The 16,145-nt window shown below is 62.5% G+C and carries 15 protein-coding genes; 2 read left to right on the top strand and 13 right to left on the bottom strand.

Features of this window, described 5'->3' with window-relative positions; all coding sequences use genetic code 11:
• Window positions 1–57: 57 nt before the first annotated feature.
• The 7 genes from NKH12_RS15465 to NKH12_RS15435 form a co-directional block, all read right to left on the bottom strand.
• Window positions 58–1,914: an adenylate/guanylate cyclase domain-containing protein gene (locus NKH12_RS15465; RefSeq protein WP_352953923.1), complete on the bottom strand. Its 1,857-nt coding sequence runs from the start codon at window positions 1,912–1,914 to the stop codon at window positions 58–60.
• Between the two features lie 270 nt (window positions 1,915–2,184).
• Window positions 2,185–4,098 carry a 1-deoxy-D-xylulose-5-phosphate synthase gene (dxs, locus tag NKH12_RS15460; RefSeq protein WP_352953922.1) on the bottom strand — a complete coding sequence of 638 codons (1,914 nt, stop codon included), beginning with the start codon at window positions 4,096–4,098 and terminating at the stop codon, window positions 2,185–2,187.
• A 133-nt stretch (window positions 4,099–4,231) separates the two neighbouring features.
• Entirely contained in the window at window positions 4,232–5,152 is a 921-nt protein-coding gene (locus NKH12_RS15455) for a pirin family protein (RefSeq protein ID WP_352953920.1), read from the bottom strand.
• Window positions 5,153–5,162: 10 nt separating this feature from the next.
• On the bottom strand, window positions 5,163–5,429 hold the full coding sequence (locus tag NKH12_RS15450; RefSeq protein ID WP_352953919.1) for a DUF2277 domain-containing protein: 267 nt from the start codon (window positions 5,427–5,429) through the stop codon (window positions 5,163–5,165).
• Window positions 5,430–5,540: 111 nt separating this feature from the next.
• On the bottom strand, window positions 5,541–5,792 hold the full coding sequence (locus NKH12_RS15445) for an exodeoxyribonuclease VII small subunit (protein WP_029355594.1): 252 nt from the start codon (window positions 5,790–5,792) through the stop codon (window positions 5,541–5,543).
• Window positions 5,793–5,795: 3 nt separating this feature from the next.
• Window positions 5,796–6,722, bottom strand: a complete 927-nt coding sequence (locus NKH12_RS15440) for a histone deacetylase family protein (RefSeq protein ID WP_352953964.1) — start codon at window positions 6,720–6,722, stop codon at window positions 5,796–5,798.
• Between the two features lie 171 nt (window positions 6,723–6,893).
• On the bottom strand, window positions 6,894–7,538 hold the full coding sequence (locus NKH12_RS15435) for a TetR/AcrR family transcriptional regulator (RefSeq protein WP_352953918.1): 645 nt from the start codon (window positions 7,536–7,538) through the stop codon (window positions 6,894–6,896).
• Between the two features lie 117 nt (window positions 7,539–7,655).
• Here NKH12_RS15435 and NKH12_RS15430 point away from each other — a divergent pair, with 117 nt between their 5' ends.
• Window positions 7,656–8,879 carry an MFS transporter gene (locus tag NKH12_RS15430; protein WP_352953917.1) on the top strand — a complete coding sequence of 408 codons (1,224 nt, stop codon included), beginning with the start codon at window positions 7,656–7,658 and terminating at the stop codon, window positions 8,877–8,879.
• Window positions 8,880–8,985: 106 nt separating this feature from the next.
• Here the strand turns inward: NKH12_RS15430 and NKH12_RS15425 are convergent, their stop codons facing one another.
• The 4 genes from NKH12_RS15425 to paoA form a co-directional block, all read right to left on the bottom strand.
• Window positions 8,986–10,209: a (R)-mandelonitrile lyase gene (locus tag NKH12_RS15425; RefSeq protein ID WP_352953916.1), complete on the bottom strand. Its 1,224-nt coding sequence runs from the start codon at window positions 10,207–10,209 to the stop codon at window positions 8,986–8,988.
• 110 nt (window positions 10,210–10,319) lie between these two features.
• On the bottom strand, window positions 10,320–12,527 hold the full coding sequence (paoC, locus tag NKH12_RS15420) for an aldehyde oxidoreductase molybdenum-binding subunit PaoC (protein WP_352953915.1): 2,208 nt from the start codon (window positions 12,525–12,527) through the stop codon (window positions 10,320–10,322).
• Between the two features lie 3 nt (window positions 12,528–12,530).
• Window positions 12,531–13,481, bottom strand: a complete 951-nt coding sequence (locus NKH12_RS15415; protein WP_352953914.1) for an FAD binding domain-containing protein — start codon at window positions 13,479–13,481, stop codon at window positions 12,531–12,533.
• A complete protein-coding gene (gene paoA / locus NKH12_RS15410; RefSeq protein WP_352953913.1) occupies window positions 13,478–14,125 on the bottom strand; it encodes an aldehyde dehydrogenase iron-sulfur subunit PaoA in 648 nt (215 codons plus the stop codon). Before paoA ends, NKH12_RS15415 begins: the two co-directional genes overlap by 4 nt.
• On the opposite strand from paoA, the gene NKH12_RS15405 reads away from it, so the two are divergent.
• Window positions 14,124–14,249 carry a hypothetical protein gene (locus tag NKH12_RS15405; RefSeq protein WP_352953912.1) on the top strand — a complete coding sequence of 42 codons (126 nt, stop codon included), beginning with the start codon at window positions 14,124–14,126 and terminating at the stop codon, window positions 14,247–14,249. The genes paoA and NKH12_RS15405 overlap by 2 nt on opposite strands.
• A gap of 238 nt (window positions 14,250–14,487) precedes the next feature.
• On the opposite strand, the gene NKH12_RS15400 is transcribed toward NKH12_RS15405, so the two are convergent.
• Window positions 14,488–14,922 (bottom strand): hypothetical protein, encoded by a 435-nt coding sequence (locus NKH12_RS15400; protein WP_352953911.1) that lies wholly within the window; start codon window positions 14,920–14,922, stop codon window positions 14,488–14,490.
• Between the two features lie 18 nt (window positions 14,923–14,940).
• Window positions 14,941–16,041 carry a 3,4-dihydroxy-2-butanone-4-phosphate synthase gene (gene ribB / locus NKH12_RS15395; protein WP_287198540.1) on the bottom strand — a complete coding sequence of 367 codons (1,101 nt, stop codon included), beginning with the start codon at window positions 16,039–16,041 and terminating at the stop codon, window positions 14,941–14,943.
• Window positions 16,042–16,145: the final 104 nt, after the last annotated feature.

Here is a 16,145-nt window from a genome sequence, read left to right as displayed (position 1 = left end):
CACGATTGTGCCGCAAAGTGCTGTGGCCGCTCATCGCTATGAGGCAGAGTTCAATGGCTAAGCTGCCAACCCCAATACGCGCTGCCAGCGCGGATGCCCGTGCAGCGGGGTGAAGTCAGAATCCTGCTTCACCCACGCCTTGGTTTCGTGGTTGGCATCAGGTAGCAGGCGTTCCAGCAGATCGAGCGCACGATCAAGTTCGCCTAAAATGCAGTAGAAGCAGGCGACGTTGTATTGGGTCAGGATATCGTCTGGATCGATGGCCAGAGCACGTGCGGACCATTCCTTCGCACGCTCGATTTCTCCAAGGAAGGCGAGGGCAGATGCGCCAAGATAGGCTGGCCGGGGGTTCTCAGGATACTTTGCCAATTCGCGCTCGGCGCGTTCGACGCCTTTGCGGGCTGCATCCCTTTCGTCTTCCTGCCGCCCTAGAGAATGATAAACCTGCATAAGCAGGAGAACTGACTGGTAGTCATCAGGCTTGATCTCGGCGGCCCGTTCGTAATGGTGGGCAGCCCGCTTGAACTCGCCTTGCGCATAGCAGGCGCGCGCGTAGAAATAGTGCGCTTCGAACAGATTGGGATCACTTGCGATAGCCTGTTCGAACTCATTTTCGGCCTCCTGATATTTTTGGCTAACCGAGAAAGCGAGACCACGCGACGCGTGTGCTTCGGCCAGCCCACTTTCGATATCGAGCGCCTTGCCGCTGTTGGCGAGAATGCTCTCGAGGGAGACCTTCTCGTCGTAATAGAGGAATAGAAAGGAGTCGCAGTCAGCGATGCCCGCATAGGCGCGCGCATAAAGCGGATCGAGCTCGATTGCCTTGCCGAACATCCGCTTCGCCAGCACATAGTAGGTCTTGGACGTCCGGTGGAAAAACTCTCTTCCCCTTAGATAGTACGTATAAGCCTCGACGTTATCAGTGGGAGCCGCCTTGATCGCCTTTTTTTCGGCCGGCAGCAGCTTGACCTTGAGCTGATCGACAATGGTGTGAGTGATCTCGTCCTGGATAGCGAAGATGTCTGTGAGTTCACGGTCATACCGATCGGCCCACACGTGGCCACCATCCGCCCCGTCGATAAGCTGTCCCGTGATGCGGACGCGCTGACCGGCCTTGCGTACACTCCCCTCGAGCACGAATTTGACGCCGAGTTCCCGCGCAACTTGCTGCACCTTCACCGGCTTGCCCTTGTAGGTGAATACCGTGTTGCGGGCGAGGACGTGCAGGCCAGAGATTTTCGACAGGTCGGTGATGATGTCTTCGGTAATTCCGTCGGAGAAATACTCCTGCTCGGGGTCGCCGCTCATATTTGTGAACGGCAAGACGGCGATTGAAGGTTTTTCCTTCACGCGCATTTCAGGCGCTGCTGTCACCGCGCTATCCTCGAAGCGAAAAGGCGCGGCGAGTGCGACATGGTAGACTCTGACGGGCCGGTCGATGTTCTTGAGTTCATGTTCCCCCGTGTCCTCGAAGTCGAGGTCAAGATTCTTGCCGAGATGATCGCGAACCGTGCCCGAGATTGCGACGCCGCCGGGCCGAGCAATAGTTTCAATTCGCGCCGCCACGTTGACGCCGTCGCCATAGATGTCGTTGTCATCGAAGATAATGTCGCCAAGATTGATGCCGATGCGAAATTCGATGCGGCGCTCCTCTTGCACGTCGGCGTTGCGCTCGCGCATCCTGCGCTGGATATCAGTCGCGCAGGCGACCGCGTTCACCACGCTCTGGAACTCCACCAGCATGCCGTCGCCGGTGAGTTTCACGATCCGGCCCTGGTGCTCGGCGATCTTGCTATCGACCAGCTCTCTCCGATGCGTCTTGAGCGCCGAAAGCGTACCGCCCTCGTCGAGACCCATGAGCCGGCTGTAACCAACCACATCGGCAGCAAGTATTGCGCTAAGTCTCCGTTCCATGCGCGACGGGCCTGTTTTTATGACGAGTCAGGGTAGCAGGTTCTCATAGCAGCGACATCACACTAAATCAGGTCCTCCTAATATCGGTAGGAGAAGGCATTGACCGGACGAGGCATGTCACGGAGGTGATAGCGGAAACGATGAAAGCCCTTGCATCAAAGGTGTCATCGCGGCCTCATGATGCACCGTAGGCGAAAGCCAAGATGACAACACAAACAGTCAGTTATGACCGCCTGTCGACAAGCTGATGCAAGCCGTTGAGATTTTGATTCAGGCGCTTTGCGCGCTGGCGGTGTGTCCCAGCGCCACGAAGACGGTGCGCACGATGCCGGCGGCATCCAGCCCGGCGTCGGCATACATCTTTTCGGGCTTGGCGTGATCTGTGAATGCGTCCGGCAACACGAGCGGGCGTACCTTTAGGCCGTTTTCCAGCAGCCCTTCATGGGCCAGGAATTGCAGCACGTGGCTGGCGAAGCCGCCGACCGCGCCCTCTTCCACCGTTACCAGGACCTCGTGCGAGCGCGCCAGCCGCCGGATCAGATCCTCGTCGAGCGGCTTGGCGAAACGAGCATCGGCGACCGTGGTGGAAAGCCCTGCGGCGCCGAGTTCCTCGGCCGCAGCCAGGCAATCCTGCAGCCGCGTGCCGAAGGAAAGCAGCGCAACCTTGGTGCCCTCCCTGACGATACGGCCCTTGCCGATTTCGAGAACCGAGCCACGCTCCGGCAGGTCGACGCCGACACCGTTGCCGCGCGGGTAGCGGAACGCGATGGGGCCTTCATCATAGCTTGCCGCCGTGCGCACCATGTGGCGCAGTTCCGCCTCGTCCGCCGCGGCCATGACGACGAAACCGGGCAGCGTCGCCAAAAAAGTCGTATCGAAGGCGCCGCAATGGGTCGCCCCGTCGGCACCGACGAAGCCGGCGCGATCGATCGGAAAGCGCACCGGCAGTTTTTGGATCGCGACGTCATGAACGACCTGGTCGTAGGCGCGCTGCAGGAAGGTCGAATAGATCGCAGCGAAAGGTTTGAAGCCTTCCGTGGCAAGGCCGGCGGCGAAGGTCACCGCGTGTTGCTCGGCGATGCCGACATCGAAGGTCCTCGACGGGAACGCCTCGCCGAAGAGGTCGAGGCCGGTACCGTTCGGCATGGCGGCGGTGATGGCGACGATGCGATCGTCTTCCCGGCCTTCCTGGATCAGGCTTTCGGCAAAGACCTTCGTGTAGCTCGGCGCGTTGGCCGGCGCCTTGGCTTGCGCGCCGGTAATGACGTCGAATTTGTTGACGCCGTGATATTTGTCGGCGGCCGCCTCTGCCGGTCCATAGCCCTTGCCCTTCTGGGTCACGACGTGGATCAGCACCGGGCCGTCGGCATTGTCGCGGACGTTCTTCAGCACCGGGATCAGGTGCTCGAGATTGTGACCGTCGATCGGGCCGATGTGGTAGAAACCCATTTCCTCGAACAGCGTGCCGCCGGTGACGTAGCCGCGCGCATGCTCGACCGCCCGCTTGATGGCGCGATCGGCGCGCTCGCCGAGATAGGAGGTCAGCTTCTTGCCGAAATCGCGCAAGCCCAGATAGGCCTTGCCCGAGGCAAGGCGGGCCAGATAGGCGCTCATTGCGCCGGTCGGCGGAGCGATCGACATGTCGTTGTCGTTGAGGATGACGATCAGACGGGCATCGAGCGCGCCAGCATTGTTCATCGCCTCATAGGCCATGCCGGCCGACATGGCCCCATCGCCGATAACGGCAATGACATTGTTGCGGCCATTTGAGAGATCGCGTGCCATTGCCATGCCGAGGCCGGCGGAAATGGACGTCGAGGAGTGGGCGGCGCCGAACGGATCGTATTCGCTCTCGGCGCGCTGGGTGAAGCCGGACAGGCCGCCCTCTTGCCGCAGCGTGCGGATTCGGTCGCGGCGGCCGGTCAGGATCTTGTGCGGATAGGCCTGGTGACCAACATCCCAGATCAGCCGGTCGTCTGGCGTGTTGAAGACATAGTGCAATGCCACCGTCAGTTCGACCACGCCAAGACCAGCACCGAGATGTCCGCCGGTGTGGGACACGGCGTCGATCAACTCGGTGCGAAGCTCCGATGCCAACTGCGGCAGATCACGTTCGTCAAGCGTCCTGAGGTCGGCCGGGATGCGGACCTTGTCGAGAAGGGGCGTATGGAGCTTTGCGTTCACTGGTCGTAGGGCCCGCTTTTTATTCACGTGCGAAATAGGCCGCTGGCCGGCGAATGTAAATGCGTGTGAGTGACGCGGGCCAGATTCAAAGTGTTAAGGTTTCCTTTGCGTGTCCAAAACCACGCGCGGCGCTCTAATTGTCCGGCAGAGGAATGAACTCTTCTTCGTCCCCAGGAACGATATCGAAGCGGCCTGTCTTCCACTCTTCTTTGGCCTGTTCGATGCGTTCCTTCGACGATGACACGAAATTCCACCAGATGTAGCGCTTGGAGCCGAGTGAGGCGCCGCCGAACAGCATGAAATGCGCTCCACCCTGCGACGACACGACGATCTCGTCGCCAGGCCGGAACACCAGCAGCCGCTCTGCCGGAAAGCGGTCACCGGATATCGAAACCTCGCCTTCCAACGTATAGATGGCGCGCTCCTCGGCATCGGCAGGGATTTTCACGCTGGCGCCGGGCGCCAGGCTGAGGTCTGCATAGAGCGTGTCGGAAGCGGTCATGACGGGAGATCGCAGCCCGGAAAATGCGCCGATGACGACGCGCCCACTGACGCCTTCGGCGTCGATCTCTGGCAGACGCATTGCCGCCGTATTCTCGAAGACTGGGGCGACCTCCTCCTTATCGTCGGGCAGCGCCAGCCATGTCTGCAGGCCGGAAACCGACATCGGCGCGCCGCGCAGCTCCTGTGGCGTACGCTCGGAATGGACGATACCGCGGCCGGCGGTCATCAAATTCACGTCGCCGGGCTGGATTACCATTTCGGTGCCGAGCGAATCGCGATGCCTGATCTTGCCGTCGAACAGGTAAGTCACCGTCGACAGGCCGATGTGCGGATGCGGACGGACATCGAGCGCCTGGCCGACCCGCAAAATCGCCGGGCCCATGCGATCGAAGAAGATGAAGGGACCGACCATCCGACGCCTGGCGGTCGGCAAGGCACGGCGAACCTGAAAACCGCCAATGTCCTTAGCGTTCGGAATAACCATCAGTTCGATCTGGTCGCTGGCGAAGGCATCACCGGGCAGAGGGTCGTTTCCGGGGAAGAAGCTCATGCGGTCTTTCTCAGGCGAAGCGGAGTGCAGATTTGGCTTTCGCCTTGACCGCCACCTCTTCGCGATTGCGCGGATGCTGTGTCGTCTCGAGGCTGTCTAGCAATTCGCGCGCCGACGCGGCTATGGCCTCGACGGCGTGGTCGAACGCATGCTGGTTCTGTTTCGACGGCCGCGTCGTTCCGCTCAGCTTGCGGACAAACTGGAGTGCGGCATCGCGGACCTCGTCATTGGTTGCCGGCGGATCGAAATTGAACAGGGTCTTGATGTTTCTGCACATCGTTCGCAATCTCCTCTCGTCCTGGAGCCGTTTTCAAACGGGACGGATTTTATCCGCAATCATGATCATGTCCAAAAGCCGCAAGGCGAAATTGTCGTTCGAGACCGCGACTTACTCCGCGTCCAGCGGCTCTGTACCCACCGGCTTGCCGTCGCGCGAAAGTCTGATCTTCTCGACCTTGTCCTCGGCCGCTTTGAGCAGCCGATCGCAATGCACCTTCAGCGCCTCGCCGCGCTCATAGATGCGGATCGACTGGTCGAGCGGCACGTCGCCGCGCTCCAGATCATCGACGATTTTCTCCAGCGCGTCGAGCGCCTGCTCGAAGCTCATTGCCTTGACGTCTTCGTTGGTCTCACCAGCCATCGTCTATCCTTTCATCAGTCGCCCGACATGGGCGGCGACTGAAAATGCCAATCCCTGCAGATCGTAGCCGCCCTCGAGCAGGCTGACGAGCCGGTTGTCGCTGTGGCGACCGGCGCGCTGCATCAGCTGGCCGGTTGCCCAGTCGAAATCGTCCTCGGTCAAGTTGATCTCGGCCAGCGGATCGCGGTGGTGCGCGTCGAAGCCGGCGGAAATTATGATGAGGTCGGGCACGAAATTGTCGAGCGCCGGCAAGATACGCGACAGGAAAGCGTCTCGGAAAACCTCGCTGCCGGTCTGCGGCGCCAGCGGCGCGTTTACGATGTTGCCGGCGCCCGTTTCGCTCACGGCTCCAGTTCCGGGATAAAGCGGCATCTGGTGCGTCGAGCAATAGAGCACCGACGGATCGTCCCAGAAAATATCCTGCGTGCCATTGCCGTGATGCACGTCCCAGTCGACGATGGCGACGCGCTCCGCCTGGTGCTGCCTTTGCGCGTAGCGCGCCGCGATCGCCGCGGTGTTGAACAGGCAGAAGCCCATGGACGTCGTCTTTTCGGCGTGGTGGCCGGGCGGCCGGGCGGCGACAAAGACATTGGCGACGTTGCCCCGAAAGACATCGTCGACAGCGGCGTTGGCAGCGCCGATCGCCGTCACGGCCGCCTGCCAGCTTTTCGGGCTGGCGGTGGTGTCGGCGTCGACGCGCGCGATACCGGTGTCCGGTATCGTGGCGCGGACCCGTTCGACGAATTCCTGCGGATGTGCGTAGAGAATGGTAGCCTCGTCGCCTTCGGGCGCCTCGGCACGATCAAGGCCCGCAAAGGCTTCGTCGTCGAGCACCCGTTCGATGGCGCGCAGGCGGTCCGGCCGCTCCGGATGACCGGGCGGCGTTATGTGCTCGAGAAAGATCGGGTGGGTATAAAGCCTTGTAACCATGCCCCCGATATAGGCGTGCCCGGCGGCATTGACCATGTTTTTGGCACGGCCAAAGGCAGACGTTCAACAGGGTTTGGATGTTGGGCGCTGGTTGGGTCCGGCGCGAGCCGCCGACCGAGGCTCGACCAGCCGCCAGGTCGGGCACCTGGCCTTCGATGGTCTTGAACAAACTCAGGCCAGCGATTTGTCAATCTCAGCCGGTGCTTGCGGACTGCCAATCCTGCGGCCTTGCTTGAGCAATCCCTCGAGAAGCACGTTGAAGGCTTTCACCGCCTTTTTCGACGTCGCTTCGGGATCCTCCGAATTTGCGATCCACTGCGCAGCATGTAGCGAGGCGCCGCTGACCAACCTTGCTGCGGCTTCGGGATCAACGGCAACGATGGTTCCCTCGTCCCTCAGCTTTTGAAGGTTCTCGCTCATCGAGCGGATGCACTCATTCTGGCTCGGCCATTGCGAAGGATCGCCGAGCACCGCCGGTCCATCGCGAAGGACAATGCGCTGGATCTCCGGCTCCAGCGCCATCTCGATATAAGCGGTGCATTCGTCGACAAAGCCCTGCCAGAGTGTGTCCGCCCTAGCCGAAACGATCTTCAGCCGGGCGAACATTTCCGCGTCGATCTCGGCGATGACCGCCTGGAGAAGGCCCTTCTTGTCGCCGAAGTGATGATAGAGCGCGCCGCGCGTCAGCCCGGCCGATGCGGTGAAGTCGTCCATCGACGCCTCGGCATAGCCGACACTGCCAAAGGCATGGCGCGCCGCCGCGACCAGTTTGGCGCGGGTCTCCGCGATCATCTCCTTGCGCGGTTTGTGCCCCATTCGCTCGTCCCTTCACATACGTCTCGTATATTAATTGACATACGCGTCGTATGTCATTCTGATTTGCATACGCCACGTATATAAGTGGCTCGGCCTCAAAAATCCAGGAGTGTTCTCATGCCCAATCCCTATCGCGAAATCTTCAAGGCAAGGGGAGCCAAGGGCTTCGCCGCAGCCGGCTTCGTCGCCCGGATGCCGATGGCCATGGCTCCGATCGGGATCGTCGCGATGCTGTCGCAGACGCACGGCGAGTACTGGCTGGCCGGCGCCGTCTCCGCGACATATGCGCTGGCCAACGCTTTTGTCGCGCCGCAGATATCGCGGCTGGTGGACCGCCTCGGCCAAGCGCGGATTGTGGTGCCCACCACCGTCATTTCCGTGCTCGCTTTCGTGGTGCTGATTGCGGCGGCCAATCAGGACTGGTCAATATGGACACTGTTTGTGTCAGCGCTGCTGGCCGCCGCAATGCCCAGCATCCCCGCAATGGTGCGCGCGCGCTGGACAGAGCTCTTCCGGGATCGCCCCGAGATGAACACCGCGTTCGCCTTCGAGTCGGCGGCCGACGAGCTGGTCTACATCGCCGGGGCATCGCTATCGGTGGGCCTGAGCGTCGCCCTTTTCCCGGAAGCGGGAATGTTGGCGAGCACGTTGTTCCTCGCCTTCGGCTCGACAGCCTTCATCCTGCAGGGCTCGACCGAGCCGCGAGTGCGACCGGTCGACCAGGGCTCGCACGGCTCGGCAATCCGCCTGCGGCCGGTCCAAATCATCACCTTGGCCCTGATCTTCATTGGCGCGACCTTCGCAACCACCGAGGTGAGCACCGTGGCGATCACCAAAGAGCTCGGCCAGCCGGGCGCCGCCAGCCTCGTCATCGGCGTCTACGCCCGCGGATCGTTCGTCGGCGGCATCATCACCGGCGCCCTGAACCTGAAAACACCGCTGCAAATTCAGCTTGCCATCGCCATCGCCATCATCGCCCTCACCACGCTGCCGCTGCTCGTCGCCGACACGGTGCCTCTTCTGGCGCTGGCCGTCTTCGTTAGCGGCGTGGCGATCTCGCCGACCTTCATCACGGCATTCGGCCTGATCGAGCGGCGCGTGCCGGAGGCGATGCTGACCGAGGGCGTCACCTGGGTCATGACCGGCATAGGCATCGGCATGGCGCTCGGCTCCTTCGCCGCCGGATGGGTGGTGGACGCCTTCGGCGCACAGAGCGGGTTCCTGGTGTCAGTGGCGGCGGGCGCAATCGCACTGGTTATCGTGCTCGCCGGCCAGCGCAGCCTTGCCACGGCGGATTGCGACACCTCCGCATGCGACGCAGCCGCGGTTCCTGCTGAATAGTCTCCATGCGTCCGGTCCCGAGCGGGGCCGGACGTCCTCTTTTCGAAGGCGTAGACGACCGCCCGCCTCTGGTGCGACGCCCTGAAGGCCGACACGGCACAGCAAATCAGCCGCGGCACGGATCGGCGGCTTCGGGGCCGCGGGCATACTGGTCGTCCGTCACCTGCTCCATCCAGGTGACGGCACTACCATTGAGGGATTCCGCCACGGCCACGTGGGTCATGGAGGCCCCCTTCGAGGCGCCATGCCAGTGGCGGACATTTGGCGGGATATTCACCACATCCCCAGGCCTCACCTCCTTGATCGGCCCGCCTTCGATTTGTACCCAGCCACAACCCGAGGTGACGATCAGCGTCTGGCCAAGCGGATGCGTATGCCAGGCTGTGCGTGCGCCTGGCTCGAAGCTCACCGTCGCCCCGCCGACTCGCGCCGGCTCTTCGGCTTGAAACCGCGACTCGACCCGCACGGAGCCAGTGAAGTTTTCAGGTGATCCAGCGGCCGCGGCCTCCGGGTCGTATCTCTGCACAGTAAGCGCGCTGGCGCGGGTTTCCGCTTTCCCTGGCGCAGCGGCTTCGCGAGCCTCGAACACCGCGCGCAGGACTGGCACCGCCGACATCGCATTGGGCCAGCCGGCATAATAGGCCAGGTGCGTCGGAACCTCGGCGACCTCGGTTCGTGTCAAGCCATTGTCCATCCCGCGGCTTGCATGGAATGGCAGTTGCTCGGCTTTGCCCATCGCGATGAGCCCGGCGATGGTGACAAGGCTGCGGTCGCGCGCTGAAATTTGCGGCCGTCGCCAAAGATCGCCGAAGAGCACCCGGTTGGTGTATTCCGCGAGCGCCGGAACGACAGGGCCGGTCGACGTATCGACGCTCGCTGCCCTTGCCGCCTCGGAAGCTGGATCGAGTTCCAGTGGCTGCCCCGCCTCGGCCGCAACCGGCTCGATCCCGCGCTTATCGAAAACCTCCTTTGTCTCGTTGACGGCGGAAATGGCGTTCGGCCAACCGGAGTAGAAGGCGAGATGGGTGATGATCTCGCCGATCTCGCTTGGGGTCACGCCGTTGTCGAGCGCCCGACCGACATGCCCGCCCACTTGGGCAATCCGACCCGACGCAATCAGAGCCGAGACCGTGACGATGCTGCGATCACGAGGCTTGAGCTCGTCGCGCAGCCAGACGTCGCCGAACAGAAGCTCGTCCGTGTAATCTCCAAGACCAGGTGCCACGACATAGACCTCCGGCGGTGCGATCCGGCCTGCGGGCCGCTCCTGCGCCTCGCCGACAGAGGCGGCGAGCGACGAGATCATGAGGGAAGCCGCGAGTTTCTTCATGAGGAGATTCTCCATTCCTGATCCAGATTTGCATTCGATGACGAGGCTCTTGGATGTCGCGAGGCGCGGCAGCGGGGAAGACGATTGCTCCCCGAGAACGACAGCCACGCTCATATCTCGGGCAAACCCGGAAGCAGCTTGTCGAGTGTGATCGGATAGTCGCGCACGCGCACGCCCGTGGCGTTGTAGATCGCATTGGCGATCGCCGCGCCGACCCCGCAGAGGCCGAGCTCGCCGACGCCTTTGGCCTTCATTGGCGACGAAATCGGATCGGTCTCGTCGAGAAAGATCACCTCCTGGTGCGGGATGTCCCCATGGACCGGCACCTCATAGCCGGCGAGATCATGGTTGACGAAGAAGCCGTGGCGCTTGTCGACCGCAAGCTCCTCCATCAGCGCCGCGCCGACGCCCATGGTCATGGCGCCAATGACCTGGCTGCGCGCCGATTTGGGATTGAGGATGCGACCGGCCGCGCAAACAGCGAGCATCCGCCTCACGCGGATCTCCCCGGTTGCAGCGTCGACACCGACTTCAACGAAGTGAGCAGCAAAGGTCGATTGCTGGTACTGTTTGGCGAGGTCGCCATATTCTATCGCGTCCTCGGCGACGAGGCCTGCTTCGCCTGCGGCCTCGGCGAGCGAAACGCTGCGATTGCCCAAGCGGACATTGCCATCCTCAAAAACGGCGTCGGCGGAGTTGAATCCAAGCTTTTGCGTCACCGCCTCGCGTAGCTTGACGCACGCTGCATAAACGCCTGATGTCGAGTTGTTGGCGCCCCATTGTCCACCCGAGCCGGCCGAAACCGGGAAGATCGAGTCGCCGAGCCGCACCACCACCTTGTCGAGCGGCACGCCCATCATCTCCGCCGCCGTCTGGGCGATGATCGTGTAGCTGCCGGTGCCTATATCGGTCATGTCGGTCTCGACAGTTACGGTGCCAGGACGATCGAGACGAACGCGCGCGGCAGACGTCGTCAGAAGGTTGTTGCGAAAACCCGCGGCAACACCCGCACCAATCAGCCAGCGCCCCTCGCGGACCCGGCCCGTCATGGTGCCGCCGGTCTGGACGTCGCGTGTCTTCCAGCCGAAGCGTTCGGCGCCGGTGCGCAGGCACTCGACCAGCTGGCGCTGCGAGAACCGGCGATCCGGGTTCGAAGGATCGACCTGGGTATCGTTGAGAATGCGGAATTCGATCGGATCGATGTCGAGCTTTTCCGCCATCTCGTCCATCGCGATCTCGAGAGCCATCAAGCCCGGCGCTTCACCCGGCGCACGCATCGCATTGCCTTCAGGCAAGTCGAGTACGGCAAGCCGCGTGGCGGTCATGCGGTTGGCGCCGGCATAGAGCAAGCTGGTCTGCTGAACCGCATTCTCTGGCCCGCCGCCGGGCAGGTCGCCAGACCAGCTTTCATGACCGATCGCGGTGATCTTGCCGTCGCGGGTCGCGCCAATGCGGATACGCTGGATCGTTGCCGGTCGATGCGTGGTGTTGTTGAACATAAAAGGTCGCGCAAGCGCCACCTTCACCGGCCGCCGGGCGGCGCGTGCGCCAAGGGCTGCAAGCACCGCATCGGATCGCACGAACAGCTTGCCGCCAAAGCCGCCGCCGATGAACGGCGAGATAAGGCGAATGTTCTCCTTGGGGATGCCGAGGGTCTTGGCCATGTCCCCCGTACTCCAGGCGATCATCTGGTTTGACGTCCAAAGCGTGAGCTTGTCCCCGTCCCACGCGGCCATCGATGCATGCGGCTCCATCATCGCGTGCCCTTGATCGGGTGTGGTGTAGGTCGCATCAAGCTGGACCGGCGCACTGGCAAAGACGCTGACGAAGTCGCCGACCGCAGTATCAGGCGTGGCCTCCGGCACGACCGCGGAATCCTTGGCGCTCGCGAGGTCGAACGCGCCCTGGGCCCTGATATAGTCGACGCGGAGCGACTGCGCCGCGGCGCGCGCCTGTTCGAACGTCTCGGCGACGACGAGCGCAATCGCTTGATGATAATGCTGGATGTCGGGACCGCCGAGCAGCTTGGCTGTGTTCCAGTCACCCTTGCCGAGTTTGCCGGCGTTTTCAGCCGTGACGATGGCCAGCACGCCTGGCGCGGCCTTGGCATGGGTCAGATCGATCGAGGCGATCCGGCCCTTGGCGATGGCCGAGCCGACCACATAGCCATAGGCCTGGTTGGGTACGACATCGTGCCATTCATAGGCATAGGGCGCGGTGCCTGTGGTCTTGAGCGGACCGTCGATCCGGTCGGTAGGCTTGCCGACGACCTTGAGCTGGTCGATCGGGTTCGTCGTAGCGGGGGTATCGAATCTCATGAATCAGCTCCTTGCTTCCGCCAGAACCGCAGCGAGCGTGCGCTCGACCAGCGGCAGCTTGAATGCATTTTCATGCGTCGGCCTGGCATCGGCGAGCAGTTGCGCACTCACGGCCCTGGCGCCGCGCGGCATCTCGGTCTCAGCTGCCTCGACACGCCACGGCTTGTGCGCCACGCCGCCGACAGCGATGTGCCCGGTGCCGTCGCGCTGTACGATTGCGCCGACCGAGACCAGTGCGAAGGCATAGGAAGCCCGGTCGCGCGCCTTGTGATAGATCTGCGTTCCGCCCACCGGTCTGGGCAGCGTGACTGCGGTGATCAACTCGCCGGGCACGAGTACGTTCTCGACATGCGGCGTGTCGCCGGGCAGCCGGTGGAATTCAGCGATGGGTATGCTCCGCGCCGTGCCGTCGGGGCGCACCGTCTCCACGGTCGCATCGAGCGCGCGCATCGCCACTGCCATATCGCTCGGGTGCGTCGCGATACAGGCATCGCTTGCGCCGATCACGGCATACTGACGGCTGAACCCGCCAATCGCCGCGCACCCGCTGCCGGGCTTGCGTTTGTTGCATGGCTGGTTGGTGTCGTAGAAATAGGGGCAACGCGTGCGCTGCAGCAGGTTGCCCGCGGTGGTCGCCTTATTGCGCAGTTGGCCCGAGGCGCCGGCGAGCAGCGCGCGAGAGAGCAGGCCGTAGTCGCGTCGCACGCGCTCGTCAGCGGCGAGATCGGTGTTGCTCACCAGGGCGCCGATGCGCATCCCACCCTCGGTCGTCGTTTCGATCTTGTCGAGCGCCAGGCCGTTCACATCGATCAGGTGCGTCGGCGTTTCGATTTCGAGCTTCATCAAATCGAGCAGGTTGGTGCCGCCGGCAATGAACTTGGCGCCTTGCGTGCTCGCCGCTGCAGCGGCAGCTTCGGCGGGTGAGCTCGCGCGCTCATAGGTGAAGGATCTCATGCCGGCCTCCCGGCGACTTCGGTTATCGCCTCAACTATGTTGGAATAGGCGCCGCAACGGCAGATGTTGCCGCTCATCCGCTCGCGCAGCTCGCCGGCAGTTGCCTGCGGTGCCGCGGTCAGATCTTCGCTCACATGGCTCGGAATGCCGGCCTCTATCTCGGCGAGCACCGCCACGGCGGAGCAGATCTGCCCGGGCGTGCAATAGCCGCACTGATAACCGTCATGCTTGACGAAGGCGGCCTGCATCGCGTGCAGGTTCTCCGGCGTGCCGAGCCCTTCGATGGTGGTGACGGTGTCGCCTTCGTGCATCACCGCGAGCGTCAGGCATGAATTGATCCGTTGGCCGTCGACCATCACCGTGCAGGCGCCGCACTGGCCATGATCGCAGCCCTTCTTGGTGCCGGTGAGATGCAGGTGCTCGCGCAACGCATCGAGCAGCGTGGTGCGCGTATCGAGGTCCAGTTCGCGGGCCTGGCCGTTCACGGTGATGGCCACTTTCGACATGGCAGGCTCGCCGACGGCGGAACGCACATCGCGAGCTTGAGCGTTCGCCACGGATGGCGCCGCGGTCATCGCCGCGGAAGCGGCTCCTGCCATCAACAGATACCGTCTGGTGATACTAAAGTCTCCGGAGGTCGTCATGTCGCTTTTGATCCTCTTCTCTGTCAGAGCGAGCACATCAATGGCTGCTGAAGGCGTGCAGATTTTCGGCAACGTCCTGTTGGTCGTCGCGATCGGGACAGAGGTGTCCCAAGGGGAAAGATAGTTTGAGCAGCGCTCGCGATTAGGGGCTCAATTCCGCATGCTCTTATGCGTGAGCTTCATGAATGCCGATGCGCAGCCCATTCGGAGCAGCACGGTTTTACGTGCGCTGCAGCCAAGCTCGCGGCGTCACAATCACACTAGCCAAGGCGGCTCAAGGCGTCCTCGGCATGCGCCGTGACGCCGCATTTCAGGCAATCAGGTTCGAAAGATGGATGGGCGACGAATGCCGGAGCTGGAATTTACGATCTTTCCAACCGAGCCCTAATCTCGTTTCCGTTCAGGACGACGACCGGGGTTCCCAGTGCCTCGACCAATTCAGAGTTCAAATGGGCAATTGCTTCGGCATGTCCGACCATTGGCGGACACTCGCCGGAACAATAGATGGTCGAGTTGGTTGTCTGGAGAATTCTCAGGAGCGAATCGAACAGGCGACCATCGGAAGTCGGGCGCGCCACCGTGAACCCGGAACACCGCAACGCGTCATTCGGGTCGAGATCCAGATAAAGCTCGGTTTGGTCCAATGCCGACGAAGAGTCCTGATAGGTAACGGTCCAGCGTGAGAATTCAGGATCGCGGCTGGTGATGAACGGCGCGAAGGCTTCGCTCACCGTCGACGTCGGGAAATGGCTCTGCTCGCCGTTTTCAAAACAACTGAGATATGCCTCGAAGCTCATCCCGATTGCCTCAGTGGTCTAAAGAATCTCGGTCTTGGCGATGTGGATGCCGAAGCCCTCGAGGCCGACATAGTGGCGTTCGCGCGAGGCGATCAGGTTGATCGAAGAAATGCCCAGATCCTTCAGGATTTGCGCGCCAAGGCCGATCTCGCGCCATTCGCTTTCGCGGCGGCGCGCCTCTTCATGGTCCTCGCGGTCGCCGGCAGCCGGTCGGTTGCGCTCCTGATGGGCGACGCCGACTGAGCCTTCGCGCAGATAGACGATGACGCCGCGTCGGCGCTCGCCCATCGATTTCATGATGCCGTCCAGCCTGTGGCTGGTACCGAAGACGTCCGTCACCACGTCCTCGGAATGCAGCCGCACCGGCACTTCCTCGCCGTCACGGATGTCGCCGAAGACGATCGCCACATGGTGCATCGAGTCCCAGGGCAGCGTGTAGGTGAAGACCTGCGCCTTGCCGCCAGGCGTATCGATGTCCGAACACGCGACACGCTCGACCAGCGTTTCCTTGCGCTGGCGATAGGCGATCAGGTCAGCGACCGAAATCTGCTTCAAACCGTTCTTTTCGGCGAAGGCCTGTACCTGCGGGCCGCGCATCACGGTGCCATCATCATTGACCAGCTCGGAAATGACGCCGACCGGCGGCAGGCCGGCAAGCTTGCACAAATCGACCGCGGCTTCGGTATGGCCCGAACGCATCAGCACGCCGCCTTCGCGCGCAATCAGCGGAAAGATGTGGCCGGGGCGGACGAAATCCGACGCGCCGACATTGCCGTTGGCAAGGTTGCGCACGGTCAATGTGCGGTCGTCGGCCGAAATGCCTGTTGTGGTGCCGTGCTTGAAATCGACGCTGACGGTGAAGGCGGTGGTGTGGGCCGAATCATTGTCGGCGACCATCGGCGAAAGATTCAGGCGCTTGGCTTCCTCGCGCGGCATCGGCGTGCAGACGATTCCGGAGGTGTTGCGGACGATGAACGCCATCTTTTCCGGCGTGCAGTGAACGGCGGCGACGATCAGGTCGCCCTCGTTCTCGCGCCCGTCATCGTCCATGACGACGACGATCTCGCCGCGTTCGAAGGCGCGCAAGGCTTCGACGATTTTCTTCTGGTCGTAAGGCATGAACGCTCGCTAGCTGTGAGCTTTCGGGAGGTTGTCCATTCGGACCGGACCGGGGAGACTGGAGTTACCAGGCTTCAGCACTCACCGGAGGGTCCGAATGAACA

The sequence above is a fragment of the Mesorhizobium sp. M1322 genome, assembly GCF_040318085.1.
Lineage (GTDB): Bacteria > Pseudomonadota > Alphaproteobacteria > Rhizobiales > Rhizobiaceae > Mesorhizobium.
This window is presented reverse-complemented; position numbering and strand designations above follow the sequence as displayed.